This window comes from Streptomyces sp. DH12, assembly GCF_020873895.1.
In the GTDB taxonomy this organism is placed as follows: Bacteria; Actinomycetota; Actinomycetes; order Streptomycetales; family Streptomycetaceae; genus Streptomyces.
On record NZ_JAHWGT010000085.1, the window covers coordinates 1 to 1,345 of the forward strand.

2 protein-coding genes are annotated in these 1,345 nt (G+C 73.3%); both read left to right on the forward strand.

Going from position 1 to position 1,345, the window contains the following annotated elements; genetic code table 11:
• Positions 1-583, forward strand: a 583-nt coding sequence (locus LPA54_RS32600) for a CDP-glycerol glycerophosphotransferase family protein (RefSeq protein ID WP_228984382.1), incomplete at its 5' end; no start/stop codon positions are given.
• Positions 583-1,345 (forward strand): glycosyltransferase family 2 protein (locus LPA54_RS32605; RefSeq protein ID WP_228984383.1); only part of this gene is annotated, 763 nt, incomplete at its 3' end. The genes LPA54_RS32600 and LPA54_RS32605, both read left to right, overlap by 1 nt.

Sequence of the window (1,345 nt, forward strand, 5' to 3'; positions counted from 1 at the left end):
CCGCAGGGACGGTCTGGTGGAGCGGATCGACCTGGCCCGGTTCGCCGCCGACCTGGGCGAGGGGCGCACCCTGGTGGTCCGGCTGCACCCCACGCTCGCCGAGGGACCGGCCCGCGGCCTCGGCCTGTCGGAGCTGCACCGACGGGGCGTGCTGGTGGACGCCACCGACGAGCCGGAGGTGCAGGACGTGCTGCTCGCGGCCGACGTCCTGGTCACCGACTACTCGTCCGTGATGTTCGACTACGCCCTGCTGGACCGGCCGATCGTGGTGCACGCCGACGACTGGGACGCCTTCCGCGCGAGCCGGGGCGCGTATCTGGACGTCACGGCCGGGCCGCCGGGTCATGTGACCCGCTCCTACCCGGAGTTGGCGTGGCTGTTCGCGTCGGGGACCTGGGCGGACGAGGAGTCGGCGCGGCTGCGGGCTGCGTTCCGGGAGCGGTTCTGCGAGTTCGACGACGGCCGGGCCGCCGAGCGGGTCGTGCGCCGGGTGTTCCTCGGCGAGGACGAGGCGTCCCTGCCCCCGGTGCTGCCGCCTCAGGAGCGCACCCCGGCGCCGGCCCCCCAGGAGGTGACCGCGTGATGTCCACGTCCCGGCTCCCCGACGTCACCGTCACGGTGATCGTGCACAACGACGCCGGACGGCTGCCCCGCGCCGTGCGGTCCGTGTGCCGCCAGACCCACCGCGACCTGGAGATCGTCATCAGCGACGACCACTCCACGGACGACACCCCGCGGGTGGCGCGGGAACTGGCGGCCGCCGACCCGCGCCACCCGCGCGTGCGGTACCTGCGGCTGCCGGAGAACAGCGGCGGGTGCAGCGCCCCGCGCAACCGCGCCCTGGAGATCGCCCGGGCGCCGTACCTGATGTTCCTCGACAGCGACGACGAACTGCCGGAGGGGGCGGTCGCCGCCCTGCTGGCCGCGCACCGGGAGCGGGAGATCGACTTCGCGATGGGCGCGGTGCGCCGGATCCGGGTGGACACCGGACGCCGCTCCACCTGGATGCCGCACCTGGTGGGCGAGCGCCGCACCCTGGACGGCGTCGAGGACGACCCGCGGCTGTTCTTCGAGCACCTCGCGACCAGCAAGATGTACGCCCGCGCCTTCCTCGACCGGCACGCGCTGCGCTTCCCGGAGGGCATCCACTACGAGGACCAGCTGTTCTCGGCGCAGGCCTACTGCCTGGCGGAGCGGTTCACGATCGTCCCCGAGCCGGTCTACCTCTGGTACATAGCCCCCTACGTGAGGTCCGACACCGCGTCCATATCCAACCAGCGGCACCTGATCGGCAACGTCCGCGACCGGATCCACGTGCAGCGGCTGATCGACGCGTTCCTGGCGG